Source organism: Dactylosporangium siamense (assembly GCF_016862795.1).
GTDB classification, from domain to species: Bacteria; Actinomycetota; Actinomycetes; order Mycobacteriales; family Micromonosporaceae; genus Dactylosporangium; species Dactylosporangium siamense.
Genome location: NZ_BONQ01000038.1, coordinates 68,872 through 89,791, shown reverse-complemented (window position 1 = coordinate 89,791; position 20,920 = coordinate 68,872). Strand labels below are relative to the sequence as shown.

The window sequence follows — 20,920 nt, the reverse complement described above, 5'->3', positions numbered from 1 at the left end:
TCTGCCGCCGGAGGCGTCGGCTCGTGGCAGCTCGCCGGGTTGCCGGGTGCCGGCCACTGCCGATTGCCGCCCTCGCCGGTCAGCGGGCAGCGACAGCCCGATCCGTCCAGCTTCGGTCGAGGTTCGTTCATGGTTCATCGCTGCGCTCACGCTGGAACTTCGCCAGGCCCAGGTGCCATCGAAATGCCCGTGATCACGACAACGGTCCCGCACCGGACGGTGTTCGACTCGGCCCCGCACCCCGAACATGACGCACTGCTCGGTCGCTGCTACCGATCGCTGTGGCCCGGTCGCTGTTGCCATCGCTTCGCGCGGTTCGGGCGGCGATCTTCGTTCGCCCGCTCCGCCCTTCCGTCCCGACCCGCGCCTTCGATCATGGAGCGATGATCGAAGGCGCTCCGTGGTCATCGGGGCGACCGGTGCGCACCTTCGATCATGGTGGCCCGCCCGTCGGGGAGCCCTGCAAACGGGCACGGATCGTGGGGCGGATGTGGTGGCAGGTGGACCGCGGGCGGCCGGCCACGGGATGGGCGCGTATACGCGATCCCAGCCAACGCGGAACGCGCGGCTGTGTGAGCGCAGCGAGCATGAGGGGCTGCGGGGTGGCGCAGCCCCCGGCCAGCACAGCCAGAAATCCCACAGGGCGCTGGGTGGGGGTGGCATGGGAGACTCGCCAGTAACCTGAGCGGTCGTTAGGGAGGTCGTGCGATGGGGCGCGAGTTTGGTTCCGTGGGTGTGGTCGGGCTGGGCACCATGGGCGCCGGCATCGTCGAGGTCTTCGCCCGCAGCGGGGTGGCCGTCACCGCGGTCGAGATCAGTGATGTGGCGCTGCACCGGGGTGAGGTGACGATGCGCGGGTCGCTCGACCGGGCCGTCGCCAAGGGCAAGCTGTCCGCCGGCGACCGGGACGCGCTGCTCGGGCGGGTCACGTTCGCGGTGGGGTTGGACGCGTTGCACGAGGTGGACCTGGTGATCGAGGCGGTGCCCGAGCACCTGGACCTCAAGCAGCGGATCTTCGCCGAGCTGGATCGGGTCTGCAAGCCCGAGGCGATTCTCGCGACCAACACCTCCAGCCTGTCGGTCACGGAGATCTCGGTGGCCACGACCAGGCCGAACCAGGTCATCGGCATGCACTTCTTCAACCCGGCGCCGATCATGAAGCTGGTCGAGGTGGTGCGCACGGTGGTGACGTCGCAGGACGTGGTCACCGACATCGAGGCGCTGTGCGAGCGGCTCGGCAAGGTGGACGTGACGATCACGGACCGGGCCGGGTTCATCGCCAACGCGCTGCTGTTCGGGTATCTCAACCAGGCCGTCTCCATGGTCGAGGCGCGCTACGCGACCCGCGAGGACATCGACGCGGCCATGAAGCTCGGGTGCGGGCTGCCGATGGGGCCGCTCGCGCTGATGGATCTGATCGGGCTCGACACGGCGTACGAGATCCTCGACACCATGTACCGGCGCGGCGGCCGGGACCGCAGGCACGCGCCGGTGCCGCTGATCAAGCAGATGGTGACGGCCGGGCTGCTCGGGCGGAAGTCGGGGCGGGGGTTCTACACGTACGAGAAGCCGGGGTCGCCGGTCGTCGTGGCCGACGAGCTCACGCCGGCGACCAGCAACGACAGCGGCAGGCCGACGCACATCGCGAAGGTGGGCGTGGTCGGCTCCGGCACGATGGCGACGGGCATCATCGAGGTGTTCGCGAAGGCCGGGTTCGAGGTCGTGTCCGTGACCCGGGGCGCGGAGAAGTCCGCGCAGGTGTGCGAGCGGCTCAAGACCAGCCTCAACAAGGGCGTGGTGCGGGGCAAGCTCACCGAGCGGGACCGGGACGCCGCGATCGGGCGGGTCACGTGGTCCGCGACGATCGACCACCTGAATGACGTCGACCTGGTGGTCGAGGCGGTGGTCGAGGAGCTGTCGGTGAAGAAGGCGCTGTTCGCCTCGCTCGACGAGATCTGCAAGCCGGGGGTCGTGCTCGCCACGACGACGTCGAGCCTGCCGGTGATCGAGTGCGCGGTCGCGACCGAGCGCCCCGCGGACGTGATCGGGCTGCACTTCTTCAACCCGGCGCCGGTGATGGGGCTGGTCGAGGTGGTCCGCACGATCCGGACGTCGGACGCGACCGTGAACACCGCGACCGAGGTGTGCCGGGCCCTCGCCAAGCACGCGGTGGTGTGCGCCGACCGGTCCGGGTTCGTGGTCAACGCGCTGCTGTTCCCGTATCTCAACGACGCGGTGAAGATGGTCGAGGCGTCGTACTCGACCGCGGACGACATCGACTACGCGATGAAGCTCGGCTGTGGCTACCCGATGGGGCCGTTCGAGCTGCTCGACGTGGTCGGCTTGGACGTCTCGCTCGCCATCCAGCGGGAGTTGTACCTGGAGCTGCGCGAGCCCGGCTTCGCCCCCGCGCCGCTGTTGGAGCACCTGGTGACCGCCGGCTACCTGGGCCGGAAAGTGGGCCGCGGGTTCCGCGACTACTCCAAGCGGTGATCATCGGTACGCTGGAAGTGTGAGCCCACGTCGCAATCACGTCCGCCGCGACGCCGCGCCCGAGCCGATCGATCTCGAACGGGTCAAGCGCGGCGTCGAAGGAGTGCAGACGTGGAGTGACGGCGAGTGGCAGGTCCGCAACATTCCGGCCAGCGCCGCGACGAAGGCGTACCGCTGCCCCGGCTGTGACCAGGAGATCGCCCCGGGTGTGCCGCACCTGGTGTCCTGGCCGGCCGACGGCCGTGGCGACCTCGCCGACCGCCGGCACTGGCACACCGGCTGCTGGCGCGCCCGCGAGCGGCGCACGCCGAACATCCAGCGCAGCCGCAGCGCCCCACGGTACGGCTGAGAAACCCGACCTACGGCTGAGAAACCCGACCTACGGCTGAGAACCCGACCGGGTGGCCGCCGGTTCGGACGGCACGGCCTGCGCGGGGATGACCGCGGCGCCGCCCGGCGCGGGCCAGCCGGCCAGCCACGTCGCCCGCTGGCGCCATACCTCGCGCCAGCTCGCCCCGCCGGCGGCGCGGAGCAGTACCCCGGCGGAAATGAGCAGCCGGGCAACCTTCGCCCGGCCGGGCGACCAGCGCAGGCGGACGAACGTGGTCTTGCCCCGCAGCACCATGATCCGCTTGTTGACCGTGCTGGAGGCGGCGCCGCCGACGTGCAGCAGCTGCGCCTCCGGGACGAGGACCGGGCGGGCGCCCAGGTCGCGGGCGCGGGCGCTGAGGTCGATGTCCTCGCTGTACATGAAGTAGTCCGGGGTGAAGCCGCCCAGCTGCTGCCAGAGGGGCCGGTCGATGAGCAGCAGGCAACCGGACACGGCCGGCACCTCGCCGCCGATGGCCCGGTCGAGGCCGGGCAGCTCGTCGGGGTTGAACAGCGCCGACTGCCGGCGCAGCGACGACAGGCCGGTGGCGAAGCAGGTGTAGCCCCACAGGCTGGGCAGCGCGTGCACGGAGTGGCCGTCGTCGGTGTGGTCGGCGCGCAGCGTCCGGCCGGTGTAGATGCGGTTCTCGGGGTGGCTGCCGGCGAACTCGACCAGGGTGCGGATCACGTCGCCGACCGGCTCGGTGTCCGGGTTGATCAGCAGGATCCAGCGGCCGGTGGCGCGTGCGGCGCCGAGGTTGACCGCGTTGCCGAAGCCGAGGTTCTCCGGCTGGCGCAGGACGCGCACCTCGGGGTAGGCGTGGCCGATCGCCGCCGCCGAGTTGTCGGTCGAGGCGTTGTCGACCACGATGATCTCGATCGGCACGGCGGTGGCCGCCTGCAGGCCCGCGAGGTTCTTGAGCGTCAGCTCGCGGGTGTTGTACGAGACGAGGACGACGCTGACGACTGGATCAAGGCTCACTGTTGTGCTCCGACTGCTCCGCGGGTGGACGTGTCGTGGCCCCATCCGACGTCGCGGCGGCGGGCGGCGCGCGACGCGGCAACGGTGAGCGCAACGTAGCCCACCGCCGCCGGCAGAAGCCAGGGCCTCGGGACGACCACGTCGCGCAACCACGAGGAGCGCGCCGCCGGACGGGCGGCACCCGCGGCGCGCAGAGCCGCGTTACCCGCCCGTACCCTGGCCAAACGCTTCACGAGATCCGAAGTGCGGCGGGGCGTCTCGACGACGGCGACGACCGCGGGCGTCTCGGCCTTCTCGCCGGGGCCGAAGAGGCCGTCGAGGAACAGGTCGTCGGCGACCACCTCGGGGAAGGTGTCGAACCTCGCCCGGCCGGAGGCGGACAGTGCGATGACGCCACGGCCGTAGAGCGCGTCGCGGTACGCGGGGAGCCGGCCGTTGATCGCGCTGTGCGCCTTCACCAGCAGCGGGCGCCGGCGGGTGTCCAGGGCCCGGCGCGCGGTGGCGGCGAGCAGGCCGGGCGTCTCGGACAAAAAGGCCGCCAAGACCCGCAGATCGGCGGCGGTCAGCGGGATGTCGGCGTCCAGGTAGATGCGGGGGAAGCCGGTGGCGACCGCGTCGCCGGCGTTCAAGGCGCCCGACTTGCCCGGCTCGGGGCGGTCGATGACGCGGACGCCGGGGCGGCTCGCGGCGATCGCGGCCGTGTCGTCACTGCACCCGTTGGCGACCACGGTGATGTCGATGTCGGGGGCGAGGATGCCGTCGAGGCAGCGTCCGATGACCGCCGCCTCGTTGTGGGCGGCGATGACGACTGAGATCACCGAAAACTCCAGATTCAGCGTTGGAGAGCGCCGACGGCGGCGCCGCGGGTGGTGCGGGCCGGGTGCGTGAAGCGCCACATCGCGCCGGCGGCGCCGAGCTGCAGGGCGAGCACGACCACGAAGGTGCTGAACGAGAACGAGTCGAACGTGAGGCCGGTGAGGGCCGCGATGAGCGGGACGGCCGAGATGGCCGCGCACAGGTGACGGTCGACCTCATTCTCCGCCCGGCGGAACGCGATGATCGCGAGGAACACGCCGGAGAAGTGCAGCACCACCATCCCGGCGATGCCGAGGTAGCCGTTGTTCATGAGCGTCATCAGCCACTGGTTGTCCAGGTAGCGGTACAGCTCGGGAATGAACGTGCCGGTGCCACGGCCCAGCCAGGGCCGTTCGGAGGCGTACTGGAAGACGATGGCGTAGTCGTCGGTGCGGCCCTTGATGCTCGGGTCGTCCTCGGCGTTGCTGAACAGGGACCGCAGCGTGCCCAGCAGGCCGGGCCGGACCACGGACAGCACGCCCAGCAGGCCCAGGCTGATGACCACGACGTTGAAGCGGAAGCGCCAGCTCCACGCCGGCCACATGCACAGCAGGGCGATGCCGACGGCGAGGATGCCGGTGCGGGACAGCGCGAGGGGGATCGATCCGGCGATCAGCAGCGTCGCGACGAGGAAGATCCGGCGCTCGAGCTTCGTCTTGGCGTAGCGGGCGTAGTGGATGCCCAGCGGCACCGCGAACGCCATGACCACGCTGAACTCGATGAAGTGCCCCGTGGTGCCGGCGACCCGGATGAGGCCGCCGCCGCCGCGGTCGGCGAGGCCGACCAGCTCGCCCTGCAGGGTCAGGCCGGGGATGACGATGTTCTGCGTGAGGTCCTTCTTGGTGACGAACTGCAGGATGCCCAGCAGGGCGTTGATCCCGGTGCAGTAGACCAGGACCCGCTGCACGTCGTCGAGGCGCTCGCGGGTCGGCACGCCGTCGGCGGTCATGAAGACGATGCCCATGAACGCCAGGGCGCCGAGCAGGGCCCGGTCGGCGGAGTTGGCCTCCAGCACGGGCAGGCCACGGAACTGACCGGCCGCGTAGGACAGCAGCAGCGTGAGCGCGTAGACCACGAACGCCCACCGCATCGGCTGCGGGCCGATCATGGCCAGGCGCGGGTGCAGCTTGGACAGCATCCACCAGACGGCCAGCAGCAGGCCGATCAGCAGGCCGGGCCGGCCGACCGAGGTCAGGTCCGGCACGACCAGTCGGGACGGCAGCAGCTGGATCAGGATCACGACCAGGACGAGCAGCGACGCGGCGTCGATGTGGCTGCGCCGCCGGCGCGAGGCGTAGGTGCGCTCGTCGATCAGGACCGGCAGCAGGTCGGGCGACGGGCGGTAACCCTGGACCCGTTTCCGCTTCGGCTTGCGCTTGAAGATCCGCAGGTCATCCGGCGCCACCGCAGCGGGTGGCGCCTGGCTACGCGTGCGGCTCTCGCCCGCCACGGTGCTGGAGGTCAACGGTTGCGCGCCTCAGCGTCCTTGTCGCGACCCTCCCGGCCGGCCCACGGCGTGTTGCCCAGCGGCAGGATGATCGTCGCGTCGTCGGGCTCGACCCCGCGCCGGTCGTCGTCCGGGGCTACCTCGGCCTGCCGGTACGCCACCGTGAGGCCGGGCCCGGCGGCGTTGGCATTGGCGTTGCCGTTGTTGCTCGCCACGGTGCTCTTGATCCGGCCGACGGTGATCACGGCCGTCTCGTCCTGCTTCGCGACGACTTCGCTGCCGTTGGCCGCCTTGCCCGTCCCGTTGACGCGACCGCCGGGCGACCGGTCGGTGTCGGCTATGACGTCGGCGTCGTCGCCGGACTCGAGGTCGCCGGCCTGCTGGCGGCGCAGTGCCTGGGCGCGGGCCCGGCGGCGCAGGATGTTGTCACCGACGATGGTCACCGCGGCGGTGAGCAGCAACCCGACGCCGATGATGACGACGGCGGCGCGCTTGACCTTCGAGGAGACGACCTCGATGGTGTCGCCGGCGTCGAGGACCTGGGTGCTGATCGCGCGGCCCGCCTTGGGCTTGTAGCGCGCCTGCATCTCGTCGACCTCGCGGGTGATCTGCTTCTGCAGGCGCTGCACGGTCGCCTGTGCGGCGGCGGCGGTGGTCGCGGTCGCGGTCACGGTGAGGATGCTGGAGCGGTCCTCGGCGGCGACCTCGAAGCTCGAGGAGAAGCCCTCGCCCTCGATCTCCTTGTGGGTCTGGTTGGTGTTCAGCGAGATCGACAGGGCCTTGGCCATGATGTCCTCGCCGACCTCGACCCAGGTGTTGGTCGACTGCAGCTCGGCAGGTGTCAACGGGGTGCGGTCGGCCGGCGGGATCAGCATGATCTGACCGGTCGAGGTGTAGTCGGGCTTGATGGTGAGCAGCGCCCAGCTGGTCGCGGCCAGGGTCAAGATGATCATCGGCGCCATGAGATACCAGCGTCGACCCATCAGCTTGGCGAGATCCCAGAGGTCCACGTCATCCCCTCACACAAGCGCGGTCGCCGGTCGGGCGGTATTCATTTGCGCGCATCACTGTCGTTGCTCTGCCTGACTGACGTCTGCGGGTGCGGCTTGTCGAATGATCGCCGACCCCGCTTTGTACCTCTCACGGCGGGTGGACAGCAACTCGTCCCATAGCCGGACATAAGCCGCCGCCTGGTGTTCCCAGGCCAAGGTGTTGCGGAACCGCGCGAGCGCGACGTTGCGCATCGACGCACGTGCCACCGGGTCGTCCAGCAGTCGGTGCAGGGCGCCGGCGAACTCCTCGGGGGTGCCGTGCTCGACGTAGACCCCGGCGTCACCGGCGCTGCGCCGGGTCTCCCGCATGTCCACACCGACGACCGGCAGTCCCCGGGCGAGGTATTCGACGGTCTTGGCCATTGTCGACACCTCGGCGTGCGCGCTGCGAGGATCTGGCTGTAATCCGACGGAAGCGGTGCGCAGCAGCCGGTCGATCTCCTCGACGCCGAGCCAGCCGGTGAACTCCACGACGTCCTCGAGCTTGCGCTCCACGGTCAGCGCCTTGAGGCTCTCCAGGCACTCGCCGTCACCGGCGACGACGAGGCGCCAGCCGAGCCGGCCGCGCAGGTCGACCAGCCGCTCGGCGGCCAGGATCGCGTTGTCGACGCCGTCCTGCGCGCCGAGGACGCCCAGGTAGACGATGGTGTGGTCGTCGATCTCGGCGGGAGCGGAGGCGACCGGCTTGACCTCGGACGCCGACGGCCCGTTGCGGACCACCACCACCCGGGAGGGGTCGCAGCCGCCACGGCTGATCGCGAGCTCGCGGTAGGACTCGTTGGTGGACACGACCGCCGAGGCGGCGCGCTGCGACCACTTCTCGAAGCGCAGCAGCACCTTGTCCAGCAGCGAGCCGGGGCGGCCGCCGCGGGCCTGGTACACCTCGGGGGACAGGTCGTGGTGGTCGAAGACCCACGGCCGGCCCAGCATCCGCATCAGCAGCGCGAGCGGGAAGAAGACGTCCGGCGGGTTGCAGACCTGGGCGGCGACGGCCTTGTCGCGGATCACCGCGGCCATCAGGTGCCAGCCGATGCACACGAACGACCAGGCGAACTCGACGGCGAAGGAGACCGCGCCGCCGGAGGACTCGTACATCTTGTACGAGCGGACCTTCGCGTCGACGGTGCCCGGCACCTGCGTGATCTTCGAGACGCCCCGGGGGCAGATCACCGTGACCCGGTAGCCCGCCGCCTCCAGGGCCTTGACCTCGCGGATGACCCGCCGGTCCCGCTCGACCGGCAGATTCGCCACCGCGATCACGACGTGGAGTCGCGGATCCTTCACTGAGCCACCCTGCCCTTACGACGAGCGGCGACTGGATTGCTCACCGTGCCACCGATCGGTTGAAGACCACTCCGACCGTGCGCCAGAGGATCGAGATGTCATACCAGACCGACTTCTTCTCGACGTATACGACGTCGAGCTCGAGGGCGGCCTTGAAGTCCAGGGTGCTGCGGCCGGACACCTGCCACAGGCCGGTCATGCCGGGCCGGCAGGCGAAGCGCCGCTCCGCCTCCGGCGGGAACAGGTCCGCCTCCCAGGCGAGGACCGGCCGCGGGCCGACGAGGGACATCTCGCCGCGCACGACGTTCCACAGCTGGGGCAGCTCGTCGATGCTGGTGCGCCGCAGGAAGCCGCCGATGGGCGTGATCCGCGGGTCGTTGACCAGCTTGTAGACGCCCTGCTCGCCGCCGTCGACGTCGTCGTCGGAGGTGAGCATCTTCTTGACGAACTCGCGGTGCTGCGCGTCGCTGTTCTTGTTGCTCATCGTGCGGAACTTGATGATCTTGAACGTGCTGCGGTGCAGACCGAGGCGCTCCTGCCGGAACAGCATCGGTCCCTCGCTGGTCCACTTGACCGCGAGCGCGACCACGAGCAGCACCGGCGACAGTGCGGCGAGGATCGCCAGGGCGACGAGACCCTCCGCGAGCTGCCGCAGCGACCGCTTCGGGATGAGCGAGCGGCCTTCGCGGTGCCCCTGGATCAGGCCCCAGCCGCTGCCGACCTTGCGCAGGACCCGCTGCGGCATCGGGATCTCGACGGTGGCGTCGTCGGGGATCTCGAGCTCGCCGCCGATGGGCGCGGTGTCCGGCTGGGGCAGGGACGAGATCACGACGGTGGCGTCATCGGACGCGTCCTCAGCCGAGTCAGCCGAGGACGGCGTGGTGTTCAGTGCAGCGTCGACGGCCTGTGATGCGGTCAACAGCGACACCTCCTCACTGTGCGTTGGTGCGACAACGAACGAGCGAGCTGACGGAAATCAGAGCGCGGCGATCGCCTTGGCGAGGTGGTCCGCGACGTAGGCGACCTCTTCGTCCCGCAGGTGGGGGAAGAAGGGAAGGGAGAGGATCTCGGCGGCGGCCTGCTCGGCCGCCGGAAGGCTGACGGTCTGGTCGGTAGCGTATGCGTGTTGCCGGTGGCAAGGAACCGGGTAGTGGACCCCGGTGCCGATGCCGGCCTCGTCCAGCAGGCGCCGGACCGCCTCGCGTCCCGGCACCCGCGCGACGAGCAGGTGCCATGCGCTGTCCACCCCGGGCAGCGGTGCCACCAGTGGGATGCCGTGCGCGGCGAGTGCCTCCGCGTACACCGACGCGACGCGCCGGCGCTGCCCGGTGGCTGAGTCCAGGTCGGCCAGCTTGCGGCGCAGGACGGTCGCCTGCAACGCGTCGAGCCGGCTGTTGCGCCCGATGTAGCGGTGTTCGTAGTGATCGGTCCCCTCGGACCGGCCGTGGTTGGCCAGTGACCGGATCCGCGAGGCGAGCTGCGCGTCGTCGGTCACCACCGCTCCGCCGTCGCCCCAGGCGCCGAGGTTCTTGCCCGGATAAAAACTAAAGGTTCCAGCGACGCCGTAGGACCCGGCCCGCACCTTCTCATCCAGAGCCTCATTCTGGGCGGCAGCCGGCGCGTTGGCGCCATGTGCCTGCGCGGAATCCTCGATCACGGCGAGCCCGTGCCTGGCCGCGAACGGCAGCACGTCGGCCGGCGGCACCATGTGCCCGTAGAGGTGCACCGGGATCACCGCGGCGGTCCGCTCGGTCTTGCCGGCCTCCAGCGAGGCAGGCGTGACCAGGAGGCTCACGGGGTCCACGTCGACGAAGACGGGGGTGGCGCCGGTCGCCGCGACGGCGGAGGCGGTCGCGATGAACGTGTTGGCCGGCACCAGGACCTCGTCGCCGCCGCCGATACCGAGCGCCCGCAGCGTCAGCTCGATCGCGTCCGTGCCGTTGGCGACCCCCACGGCGTGCGTGGTGCGGCAGTACGCCGCGAAGTCCTGCTCGAAGGCCTCGACGGCCGGCCCGCCGATGAAGCGGGAGTTGCCGGCCAGCGCGCGCACCTCCGCGACGACGTCCTCGACGATCGACGCGTGCGGTGTGGCGAGGTCATTGAACGGGATGCGCACGGACGTGGGGTCCTTTCGTTTCGGGTCGTTCGAGGAGAGGACGGGTCAGACGTTGGCGGGCTGGGAGATCTCGACCGTGCGGCCGGTGGCCATCGACTCGGCCGCGGCCTCGAGCACCTCCACGACGGCGAGGCCACGGCGGCCGTCGACCTGCGGGGTGCGGCCGGACAGCGCCGACTGGACGAAGTCGCGGTCGACCTCGCCGAGGGGCTCGGTCATCGGGATGTGCGGCGCGGTGATGCCGCCGTAGCGGTACGACATCGGCACGGTGCCGTCCAGCGGGGCGCCCTGGACGCCCTTGTCGTAGATGCGCAGCCGGCCCTCGTCGAGCATGTCGTCGTAGACCGCCATGCGCTGGCTGCCGACCACCGTCACGCGGCGCACCTTCGACGGGTCGAGCCAGCTGACGTGGATGTTCGCGGTGGCGCCGATCGCGCCGTACTCCAGCCGCAAGTAGGCGACGTCCTCGAAGGGCGTGCCGGCGTGGCTGGCGCCCCAGGCGCTCACCGCGGTCGGCGTGCTGTCCAGCACCATGTTGATGATCGAGATGTCGTGCGGCGCCAGGTCCCAGACGACGTTGACGTCGGGCTGGTAGAGGCCGAGGTTCAGCCGCGCGGTGTCGATGTAGTAGATCTTGCCGAGCTCCTCGGCGGCGACCATGTCGCGCAGGTGCTTGACCACCGCGTTGTGCTCGAAGGTGTGCCCGGTGGCGAGGGTCAGCCCGGCCTCGTCGGCCATCGCGATGAGCTCGCGGGCCTCCTCGGTCGAGGCGGTCATCGGCTTCTCGACCATGACGTGCTTGCCGGCGGCGAGCAGCCGCTTGGCGAGCGGGGCGTGCGAGCGCGGGGGTGTGGCGATGATCGCGGCGTCGATGAGGTCGATCACCTCGTCGAGGCTGGTGACGCAGAGCGCGCTCGGATACATCCGGCGCAACGGCTCGATCCGCTCCGTCTGTGCGTCGATAGCGACGACCAGTGACACCTCGGGGAGCGATGAGAGCACCCTGACGTGCTTCGCTCCCCAGTAACCACAGCCGATGACGCCAACCTTCATGACCGACCCTGCTCCCGGAGAATAATCATCGCGGCGCCCCCTTGGCAGTCGCCTAGCGACACTGGCGGATAACGCGTGTAGGAGGCAAGTGGGCACTGGCAATCTCGCCGTGTCGCATTCTTTACATGCCTCTTTTAACGGAACATGAAATGCCGCTTCGCGCGTTCAATGACAACAAAAAACACGAAATACAAATATGGTACTAATGTTGCGAAACGGACAGAAGTGATCTCCTGTTGCGCAGCTCAGCGTACCTGCGGGCTGCTAAACATGAATCTCGTTCCGTGGTGCAACGACCTCCGTCGTTCCGCCAGGCAAGCCTGGCCGAACGGTCGAGGAAATTCAGGCTTTAACTCTGGAGTGGATCATAGTTCGCCTGATAATTGCTTGTCCGACGATGCCCGCATTGCTACGGGGTCATTTTCTGTCGACATAGTCACACGGCAGCGCAACGTGCCATCCGGGTGCCGCGAGCGGGGTCACCTCGACCGTCGCGGTGCCGGCTGGATCGGCCGCGCAGGCCGTCTCAGCCCTTTGTAACCCGGTGTGCCAGTCCGGCCCGTCCGCTCGGGCGTTGTCCACCCGGAAGTTCACCGCGCAGACCACCAGCAGCAGCGCCGCGAGGACCCGCACGCCGATCACGTCGTTGAGCAGTGCGACGAGGGTCACCAGCAGCAGCAGTGCCGGCGCCACGTTGTAGCGGGGGGTGGCGATGCCGCTCAGCGCGACCGGCGCGAGGTAGACCAGCGCGCTGTGCGCGCCGGCCGCGATCACCAGTGTCCAGCGTGGACGCACGACCTTGCGCAGCGCCAGGATCAGCACGGCGCCGATGAGCAGCCACGCGAGCGCACCGAAGAGCAGGCCGCGGGTGCTGATCGACTGGCCGACCCACCGCTCGCCGAACAGGGCCGTGGGCACCGCGCGCAGCACGAAGCCGGTCACCGCCCGCACCGGGTCCGGCGCCAGGCCCTCCCGCTCGCTCGCCCCGGTCAGCAGGCCGAGCACCTGCACCGCGAAGGGCACCGCGAACGCGACCGCCTTCACCACGGCGTACCGGTCCCGGTGGAACCACAGGACGAACGCCACGAGCGGCAGGTAGACGCCGGTGAGGATGTCGCTGCCGACCACGAGCACGATCCCGGCGCAGCTGAGCACCTTGCCGGTCGTCGAGGTGGGCCGGCACAGCAGGAACCAGAACAGCACGTAGAGCCCGGTCCAGTGCAGGTTCGCGGGGGAGTTCAGCACGTCGCCCTGCGCCATCGGCAGCGCCACGACCGGCACCGACACGACCAGCCGGCCCACGGTCGAGGAGATGTACTCCCCGCTGAGGGCATACGCCGCGATCGCGAAGACCGTCGTGACGAACGCCGCGCCGATGGCGAGCGCGGCCGCGGCCTGCGAGGGCGGCAGCAGCGCGGCGACCCCGGCGACGAGGCGGGCGACGAGGTGGTAGTAGCCAGCGTAGGAGGTGGTGAACGCCCCGGCGCCGTCGCGCACGGCCTGGGTCAGGAAGATCTCGCCGTCCTCGGCCCAGATCGTGTCCAGCGCGCCGGGCCCCGGCTGCCGCAGGATCGAGGCGGCCGTCCCGGCGACCAGGGCGCCCACGACGAGGACTGCCTTCACCGGTGGGCGGATACCGCCCTTGACCGCTGCTTCCCGTTCTTCGACGACGGCGACCACGGGTGTACCCCTCAGACGTAAGGGCGGAAGACGGGCTTCACGGCGCGGCCGACCAGGTACGCCTCGACGCCGTCGCTCAGCGCCTTCGCGTAGACGGCCAGGGCGCCGTCGACCGCCTCGATGGTGCGGTCGATGTCGGCGTCGGTGTGCGAGTAGCTGACCACGAACGAGGGGGCGATCACGCCGCGGCGGATCAGCTCCTGCAGGAACAGGGTCCGGAACGGCTGGGACCGCTCGCCGTCGGCGTCCCTGGTCAGGTAGATGAGGTTGCTGTCGCGGCCCGCCACGCCGACGAAGTCCTGGAGCCCGTGCGCCGCGGCGGCCGCCGTGACCCCCTCGGCGAGCCGCCGCCCCTGCCGGTGCAGGTGCTCGATGACCGGCTCCCGCTCGTACACGTCGAGGACCGCCATCGTCGCGGCCAGGGTGTGCGTGTCGGCACCGTACGTGGTGGACAGCAGGAAGACCCGCTCCTGATCCGTCCGCAGGCCGCCGAGCGCCATGATGTCGGCCCGGCCGACGAGCGCGGCGACCGCGAAGCCGTTGCCGAGCGCCTTGCCGTAGCTGGTCAGGTCCGCCTGGACGCCGTGCACGTGCGACGCGCCGCGCAGGTGCCAGCGGAACCCGGTGATGATCTCGTCGATGATCAGCACGATGCCGTGCCGGTCGCACAGCGCCCGCAGGCCGGCGAGGAAGCCCGGCGCGGGCGGCTCGGTCGTCTCGACCTCCTGCACGAGGCAGGCGATCTTCCCGGGGTGCTCGGCGACCAGCGCCTCGACGCTCGCCAGGTCGTTGTAGCGGTACCGGACGGTCAGGTCACGGATCGCGCCGGGGATGCCGCCGGGCATGCCGGTCGTGCCGATGAACCAGTCGTCGGTGGAGAAGAACGGGTGGTCGGCGCAGATCGCGATGAGGTCCCGCCCGGTGAACGCGCGGGCCAGCTTCACCGCGGCGCTCGTGACGTCGGAGCCGTTCTTCGCGAACTTCACCATCCGGTCGGGCACGCCGAGCGCGGTCCGCAACCGCTCCGCGGCGGTCAGCTCGATCGTCGCCGGGCGGCTGAAGTTCAACCCCTGCGCCATCTGCCGGGCCGCGGCCTCGACGACCGGTGCGTACCCGTGGCCGAGCGTGACCGAGCGCAGCCCCATCCCGTACTCGACGAACTCGTTGCCGTCGGCGTCCCAGACGTGGCACCCGCTGCCCCGGACGATGAAGCCCGGCGACTCCTCGGGGAACTGGTCGTCGCCCTTCGCGTAGGTGTGCGCACCACCGGGGATCACCGCGTGCGCGAGGGGGCGCAGGCGGTTGGATTCGTCGAACAGCAAGACCGCTCCTACTTCGTTCCGAACTTCTTTTCCAGCAAGGGTTGAACCTTCCGCATGACCATCCCCCGGGTCCGGGTGTCCAGGGCGAGCAGCAGACCGCCGGAGATGCCCGTGGCCAGCACGCCGTAAACCACGAACTTCAGCAGCCACGGCCCGCTGATCAGGCCGAACCGGTCGATGAAGAAGGGGATGAGGAAGCCCGCCGAGCCGGCGAGGAACGCCGGGATGGTCGGACCGAGGATCTGCCAGGAACTGACCTTCAGCACCCGCGCGAAGGTGATGTACATCATCAGGATCGTGATCGACAGCTCGACCGCGGCCATGCCGATCGCGATCGCGGCGACCTGCGCCCGGTCGTCCTGGGAGCCGTTGAGCCACTGCCCGATGAAGTAGAAGGTGGTGACGCCGACCGCGAGCTGGACCCAGGACAGCGCGGTGTTGATGCCGGGGCGCCCGACCGCCTGCAGGGCCGGGCCGAGCAGCACCCCGTACACGTTGACGATGCCGACGATGCACAGCAGCTGCATGGCGGTCCCGGCCGGCGACCATTCGGGGCCGAGCAGCGCGACGAGCGGCTTCGCGGTGGCGGCGAGGATGCCCAGCGCCGGCAGCCCCGTCACGGCGGACACGTGCAGCATCTTGGCGAGGCGGTCGCCCAGCTCCACCGGTTTCTTCTGCAGCCGGGCCAGCTCCGGCAGCGACACCTGCTGCAGCGACCGGCTGGTCACCTCGGTCAGCATGTCGGGCAGGCGCTGCGCGATGCGGTAGAGGCCGGTCGCGTTCGCGCCGAAGAACTTACCGATCACCAGCACGTCCATGCGGATCGCGAGGAACACGCCGACGCCGCCGAGCGCGGTCTGCGACGAGAAGCCCCACAGGTCCTTGGCCGCCTGGCGCGGCAGCCGCCAGCGGGGGCGCCAGTCGGTGACGGTCCACAGCACGGCCGCCCCGACGGCGCCGGTCACCAGTTGTTGCGCGACGAGGGCCCAGGCCTGGTAGCCGGCGAACGCCATGGCGATGCCGACCACGCCGCCGACCGCGGTCGCGACGAGCGTGCGGATGGCGAGCGGCCGGAAGGTCATCTTCCGGCGCAGGATCGCCTCGGGCACCACGGTCAGGCCCTGCAGCAGGATCATCGGGGTCAGCGCGATGCAGAGCCTCGTGAGCTGCGGCTGGTCGTTGAACGACGCCCACAGCGGTGCCAGGCCGGCGGCGATCCCGGTCAGCGCGAGGCTGCCGCCGATGACCAGCCAGAACCCGGCGTCGAGGTGGTCGGGGTCGAGCTTCTCCCGCTGGATGATCGTGGTGAGCAGGGTCTGCTGGAGCAGCATCTGCGTGATCATCACGAACAGGAGCGCGGTCGTGACGACGCCCAGCGCGTGCGGGCCCAGCATTTTCGCCAGCACGAACGTGACGATGGTCGTGGTGCCCAGGCGGCCCGCGGTCAGCGCGTACGACCAGAAGATCGCGGACTTGAGCCGCTTGCGCGGCGCCTCCTCGGCGTCCTCCTCCGGCGCCGGGACGGTGTACCCGCCGGCGGGTACACCGGCCGAGGTCAGCGCGCTGATCTCCACGGTGCTGTCAAGGTCGACGGTGCGGTCGAGCGGATCGACGGTACGGTCGACGCTCTGACTCATGCGGACTCCTAGGCCTGCGGCTGCTGGTCAGTCGGCTGCTGCTGCGGCTGTTCCCACGGCGGCGGGGCGATCGGGGTGCGGGTGATCGAGCGGCGGATCCGGCCCAGCTTGGCCCGGCCGCGGCGGGTGCCCCAGGAGGTCAGGAACGCGCCGGTGGCCACCGCCCGCTCGGTCACCGGCAGCTCGTTGCTCATCAGCGCCTTGGTGATCTCCCAGGTCATCCTGGTGTGGTGGCTCTGGTCCGAGGCGGGCTTGCGCTTGCGGGTCTTGCCCTTGGCCGCACCCGGCTCCAGCCACTCGAGCACCTCGTCGGTGTCGCGCTGGGCGCCGAACGTGTTGGTCGCGTGCATCCGGCGGAAGAACAGCCGCTGCGGCACCTGCACGAACTCGCCGCGCAGCGCCAGCTCGTGCAGCATCCGCACGTCGCTGGACAGGAACGGCCCGAGCAGCCGGGTCTTGCGCAGCACGTCGGTGCGGATCACGCCGAAGACCTCGTTGCACAGGTTCCACTTCCGCGCATACCAGCTGACCCGGCCGCGCGAGCGCAGCGTGGACGTGTCCATGGCGTCGTCCCACGGGCCGATCTCGTTGCCGTCGCTGTCGATCAGCACCGTCTGCGGGAAGGCCAGGATCGCCTCGGGGTGCGCGTCGAGCGCCTCCACGCACCGGCTGATCAGCGTCGGCGCGGCGAGGTCGTCGTGCGCGGCGAGCCGGAACAGCTCGCCGCGGGCCAGCTGCACGACCCGCCGGAAGTTGCCGGCCTCGCCGAGGTTCTCCGGGTTGCGGTACACCCGGACCCGCTGGTCCTTGGCGGCGTAGCGCTCCAGGATCTCCCAGGTGCCGTCGGTCGACAGGTTGTCGCACACGACGATCTCGAAGTCCGGGTAGTCCTGGGCCAGCATCGACTCGATCGCCAGGGGCAGGTACTTCTCGACGTTGTACGTCGTCATGCCGATGGACACCCTGGGCATTTAGGCCACCAGAATCTCTGCGGTCACGCCGAGGTCGGCGAGGGACTTGGCGATCTCTTCCTTGTACGCCGGGTTGGTGATCACCACGGCCTTCGGCTGCAGCGTGGTCAGCGTCGACGGCGGGTCCACCCGGTGCCCGGTGACCGGCAGGAACCGGCCCCACTTGCGCGGGTTGAGGTCGACGACGCCGTGCAGGCCCAGCTCGCGGTCGGCGAGGGTCAGGAACTGCACACCGCGCGAGCCCGCGCCCCACAGCACCGGCCGGGCGCCGTCGGTGTTGAGCTGCGCGATCGTGGTGCGCCAGCGCTCCCGCTCGGCGTGGTGCCGCTCCGCGAAGCCGGCGATCGCCGCGAGCTGCTTGTCCCGGGCCCGCATCGACGGCAGCTCGCCGGTGTGCGCGACGTGACCGCCGGCGCGGGGCCGGTTGGCCGACACCTCGATGTAGCGGAACATCCCCGAGAACAGCGTCCCCGTCGACTCGACCGTCCAGCCCGCCCGGCCGAAGATGCTGGCGAGGGAGTACGCGTCGAAGTAGGACACGTGCGGGTAGATGACCTCCCAGCCGGCGGTCGCGAGGTCGTACACCGCGTCGGGGACCTCGACGTAGCCGAAGACCTCGCGACCCTTCGCCTGCTCCCGCAGGTCGACCAGGAACTCGTGGGGGTCGTCGAGGTGCTCGAACCAGTGCCGCGAGGTGAAGAAGTCGTACGCCGGCAGGCCCTTGCCGCGTGGGGCGAGCCCGCTGTGGAACGTGGTCGCGCCGTTGGTGCCGATCTCGCCCGCGTACATCGCGTCGTAGCCCACGCCCGTGGCGCCGCCGACGTGGGTGAGCTCCTTGAGGAACTCGCCCTGGCCGCAGCCGATGTCGAGCACGAGCTTGCCGCTCAGGTCGTACCGCTCGCTGAGGCTCTGCACCAGGTCCGCGGAGAACCGCTGGAAGGCGGGGGAGAAGTGCAGGTTGGTGTCCATCGTCGTGTCGTAGACGAGCTTGTCCTGCTCGAATGCGATGTTGCGCACATAGGCGCAGCGCGGGCAGTGCGCCAGCTCCATCTTGCCGACGGGTGACGCGACGGCGTCGCCGTGCGCCTCCCAGTGCACCCCGCACAGGACCGGGATGTCACCGAGGTCGGCGAACGGGACCAGCCGCTCCTCGCCGCAGGCGTCGCAGAGACGGTCGGCGCTCATGCCACCCACCGCAGGTTGTTGTCGAGCTTGCCGGCCGCCATCAGCGCCTTGATCCGCTTGATCCGCTGGTGGGTCTCGCTGCCGAACTGCTCGATGGTCAGGCCGTGCCGCTGGTACTGCTCGATCAGCTGCTCGACGCCGAGCTTGACGGTCCACTTCGGCTGGAACTCGGGGACCTCGGCCGCGATCAGGTCGCAGGTGACCCGGTAGTTGCGCAGGTCCGTGCCGGCGCCCTCGGCGAAGGTGACCTCGCTGCCCGGGACCACCTCCGACACGAGCGTCGCCACGTCGCGGATCAGGTAGTTCTCGGTGCTCTTGCCGATGTTGTAGGCCTTGGCGTGCACCCGGTCCCGGTCGACCTCCAGCAACGCCAGGAACGCGGCGGAGATGTCCTCGATGTGCACCAGGGGCCGCCACGCCTTGCCGTCGGACAGCAGCCGGACCTGCCCGGTGAGCAGCGCGTGCGCGGCGAGGTCGTTGACGACCAGGTCGCCGCGCAGCCGGGGGGAGAACCCGTAGGCGGTGGAGTTGCGCAGGAACACCGGCGAGAAGTCGTCGTCGGCGAGCTCCAGCAGGCCCTGCTCCGAGAGGATCTTCGACTCGCCGTAGGGCGTCACCGGCTGGAAGCCGGCCGTCTCGTCCAGCGGGGTGTCGTCGGCGCCCTTGCCGTAGAGCGAGCAGGACGACGAGAAGAGGAACCGCTGCACCCCGGCCGCCTTCGCGGCCTTCGCCAGGCGGATCGTGGAGCGGTGGTTGACGTCATACGTCAGGTCCGGGTTGAGGTTGCCCAGCGGGTCGTTGCACAGCGCCGCGAGGTGCATGACCGCGTCGAACCCGGTGACGTGGGATGGCTCGACGTCGCGAAGGTCGACGCGCAGCGTCTTGACCTCCTCCGGCGCCGGCCCGAGCACGCAGTCCGCGAACAACCCCGTGTCCAGACCGACCACCTCGTGCCCGGCCTGGCGGAGTATCGGCACCAGCACGCTGCCGATATATCCGTCGTGACCAGTGACGAGTACGCGCATGGCAAAGCTCCCGAACGCTCGGCGGGTGGAAGGCGAGTCTAAGAGGGACCGAAAGTGCCCTCGGTGGTGTGTCGGACTTCTTACTCTGACGTTGAACCGCAGTCATCTGTGACCGCTAGCTTCTTGGCTTGGATTCTGCCTTAGGCTGACGCGTCCACATCATGCTCCCGCGGTATAGCTGGGAGCCTAGCGCCAACGATTATTTTGGGGGGACGCATGCCCGTTGTCTCGTGCCGGCTCTGTGGCGCCGAGCTGACTGAGACCTTCGTCGACCTTGGTATGTCACCTTTGTGTGAGAGCTACGTGCCCGCGGACCGGGTCGACGCTCCGGAAACGTTCTACCCGCTGCACGTGCGCACCTGCGCTGAGTGTCTGTTGGTGCAGCTCCCGGCGTACGTCGCGGGTGAGGAGATCTTTTCCGACTACCTCTACTTCTCCTCCTATTCATCATCCTGGGTGGAGCACGCCCGGCAGTACTCGGTCGCGATGATCGAGAAGCTCAACCTTACGGCCGAGAGCCTGGTCGCCGAAGTGGCCAGTAATGACGGGTACCTTCTGCAGCACTTTGTGGCCGCGGGTATTCCCGTGATCGGCGTTGAGCCAGCCGGAAATGTCGCGGCGGTGGCCCGCGAAAAGGGGATCCGCACCGAGGTCTGCTTTCTCGGGCCGGAAACCGGCGAATCGGTCGCGGCACAATACGGTCGTGCAGATCTGGTCGCGGCAAATAACGTTTATGCCCACATTCCGGACATTATCGGCTTCAGTCAGGGATTGGCGAACTTGGTCAAACCGGACGGATTGGTCACGCTGGAGTTCCCGCACCTGCTCCGCCTGATCGAGCGCCGGCAGTTCGACACGATCTACCACGAGCACTACCAGTACCTGTCGCTGCTCACCGCGTCGCGGGCGCTCGCCAAGGGCGGGCTGACCGTCGTCGACGTGGAGGAGCTCGGCACCCACGGCGGGTCGCTGCGCGTGCACGCCCAGCGGAGTGAGACCGCGGGTGAACCCTCGGTGGCCGTCAAGGCCGTGCTCGACGCCGAGGCCACGGCCGGCCTGCACACGTTCGAGGGGCACCAGGGCTTCGCCGACGAGGTCTTCACCATCAAGCGCGACCTGCTCGACTTCCTCATGAAGGCGCGCTCCGAGGGCAAGCGGGTCGTCGGCTACGGCGCCCCGGGCAAGGGCAACACGCTGCTCAACCACTGCGGCATCCGCGAGGACCTGCTCGAATACACGGTCGACCGGTCGCCGCACAAGCAGGGCATGTTCCTGCCGGGCACCCACATCCCGATCCACGCGCCGGAGCGCATCGCCGCCGACCGGCCCGACTACGTCCTGGTCCTGCCGTGGAACCTGCGCACCGAGATCAGCGCGCAGCTGTCCTACGTGCGTGAGTGGGGCGGCAAGCTGGTCTACCCGATCCCGGCACTCGACGTCGAGGAGTAG

17 protein-coding genes are annotated in these 20,920 nt (G+C 69.8%); 3 read left to right on the top strand and 14 right to left on the bottom strand.

The features are described from left to right. The first annotated feature begins 708 nt into the window (after positions 1-708). Both Dsi01nite_RS13205 and Dsi01nite_RS13200 read left to right on the top strand, forming a co-directional pair. Positions 709-2,493 carry a 3-hydroxyacyl-CoA dehydrogenase family protein gene (locus Dsi01nite_RS13205; protein WP_203846410.1) on the top strand — a complete coding sequence of 595 codons (1,785 nt, stop codon included), beginning with the start codon at positions 709-711 and terminating at the stop codon, positions 2,491-2,493. A gap of 19 nt (positions 2,494-2,512) precedes the next feature. Then, on the top strand, positions 2,513-2,842 hold the full coding sequence (locus Dsi01nite_RS13200) for an Rv1322 family protein (protein ID WP_203846409.1): 330 nt from the start codon (positions 2,513-2,515) through the stop codon (positions 2,840-2,842). A 30-nt stretch (positions 2,843-2,872) separates the two neighbouring features. Here Dsi01nite_RS13200 and Dsi01nite_RS13195 read toward each other — a convergent pair whose 3' ends face one another. From Dsi01nite_RS13195 to Dsi01nite_RS13130, 14 genes are all read right to left on the bottom strand, one after another. Beyond that, positions 2,873-3,844, bottom strand: a complete 972-nt coding sequence (locus Dsi01nite_RS13195) for a glycosyltransferase family 2 protein (RefSeq protein WP_203846408.1) — start codon at positions 3,842-3,844, stop codon at positions 2,873-2,875. Continuing rightward, positions 3,841-4,662 (bottom strand): glycosyltransferase family 2 protein, encoded by an 822-nt coding sequence (locus Dsi01nite_RS13190; RefSeq protein WP_203846407.1) that lies wholly within the window; start codon positions 4,660-4,662, stop codon positions 3,841-3,843. The genes Dsi01nite_RS13195 and Dsi01nite_RS13190 overlap by 4 nt, the downstream gene beginning before the upstream one ends. Positions 4,663-4,676: 14 nt before the next feature. Beyond that, the gene (locus tag Dsi01nite_RS13185; RefSeq protein WP_203846406.1) at positions 4,677-6,164 is read right to left on the bottom strand and encodes an O-antigen ligase family protein; all 1,488 of its coding nucleotides are present in this window, start codon (positions 6,162-6,164) and stop codon (positions 4,677-4,679) included. Then, positions 6,161-7,156 (bottom strand): hypothetical protein, encoded by a 996-nt coding sequence (locus Dsi01nite_RS13180; protein ID WP_203846405.1) that lies wholly within the window; start codon positions 7,154-7,156, stop codon positions 6,161-6,163. The genes Dsi01nite_RS13185 and Dsi01nite_RS13180 overlap by 4 nt, the downstream gene beginning before the upstream one ends. Positions 7,157-7,210: 54 nt before the next feature. Then, positions 7,211-8,482, bottom strand: a complete 1,272-nt coding sequence (locus tag Dsi01nite_RS13175; protein ID WP_203846404.1) for a glycosyltransferase family 4 protein — start codon at positions 8,480-8,482, stop codon at positions 7,211-7,213. A 40-nt stretch (positions 8,483-8,522) separates the two neighbouring features. Further along, positions 8,523-9,401 carry a sugar transferase gene (locus Dsi01nite_RS13170; RefSeq protein ID WP_203846403.1) on the bottom strand — a complete coding sequence of 293 codons (879 nt, stop codon included), beginning with the start codon at positions 9,399-9,401 and terminating at the stop codon, positions 8,523-8,525. A gap of 57 nt (positions 9,402-9,458) precedes the next feature. Next, positions 9,459-10,598, bottom strand: a complete 1,140-nt coding sequence (locus Dsi01nite_RS13165; protein ID WP_203846402.1) for a DegT/DnrJ/EryC1/StrS family aminotransferase — start codon at positions 10,596-10,598, stop codon at positions 9,459-9,461. Positions 10,599-10,643: 45 nt separating this feature from the next. Next, positions 10,644-11,651 (bottom strand): Gfo/Idh/MocA family protein, encoded by a 1,008-nt coding sequence (locus Dsi01nite_RS13160; RefSeq protein WP_203846401.1) that lies wholly within the window; start codon positions 11,649-11,651, stop codon positions 10,644-10,646. A 417-nt stretch (positions 11,652-12,068) separates the two neighbouring features. Next, the gene (locus Dsi01nite_RS13155; protein WP_203846400.1) at positions 12,069-13,331 is read right to left on the bottom strand and encodes a hypothetical protein; all 1,263 of its coding nucleotides are present in this window, start codon (positions 13,329-13,331) and stop codon (positions 12,069-12,071) included. A gap of 11 nt (positions 13,332-13,342) precedes the next feature. Further along, a complete protein-coding gene (locus Dsi01nite_RS13150) occupies positions 13,343-14,653 on the bottom strand; it encodes a glutamate-1-semialdehyde 2,1-aminomutase (RefSeq protein WP_203846399.1) in 1,311 nt (436 codons plus the stop codon). A gap of 8 nt (positions 14,654-14,661) precedes the next feature. After that, positions 14,662-16,290 (bottom strand): lipopolysaccharide biosynthesis protein, encoded by a 1,629-nt coding sequence (locus tag Dsi01nite_RS13145; RefSeq protein ID WP_203846398.1) that lies wholly within the window; start codon positions 16,288-16,290, stop codon positions 14,662-14,664. Between the two features lie 8 nt (positions 16,291-16,298). Continuing rightward, a complete protein-coding gene (locus Dsi01nite_RS13140) occupies positions 16,299-17,261 on the bottom strand; it encodes a glycosyltransferase family 2 protein (RefSeq protein ID WP_275423359.1) in 963 nt (320 codons plus the stop codon). Continuing rightward, a complete protein-coding gene (locus Dsi01nite_RS13135; RefSeq protein ID WP_203846396.1) occupies positions 17,262-18,446 on the bottom strand; it encodes a class I SAM-dependent methyltransferase in 1,185 nt (394 codons plus the stop codon). It lies immediately after the preceding gene. Next, a complete protein-coding gene (locus Dsi01nite_RS13130) occupies positions 18,443-19,471 on the bottom strand; it encodes an NAD-dependent epimerase/dehydratase family protein (RefSeq protein WP_203846395.1) in 1,029 nt (342 codons plus the stop codon). The genes Dsi01nite_RS13135 and Dsi01nite_RS13130 overlap by 4 nt, the downstream gene beginning before the upstream one ends. Before the next feature lie 216 nt (positions 19,472-19,687). On the opposite strand from Dsi01nite_RS13130, the gene Dsi01nite_RS13125 reads away from it, so the two are divergent. Beyond that, the gene (locus Dsi01nite_RS13125) at positions 19,688-20,920 is read left to right on the top strand and encodes a class I SAM-dependent methyltransferase (RefSeq protein WP_203846394.1); all 1,233 of its coding nucleotides are present in this window, start codon (positions 19,688-19,690) and stop codon (positions 20,918-20,920) included.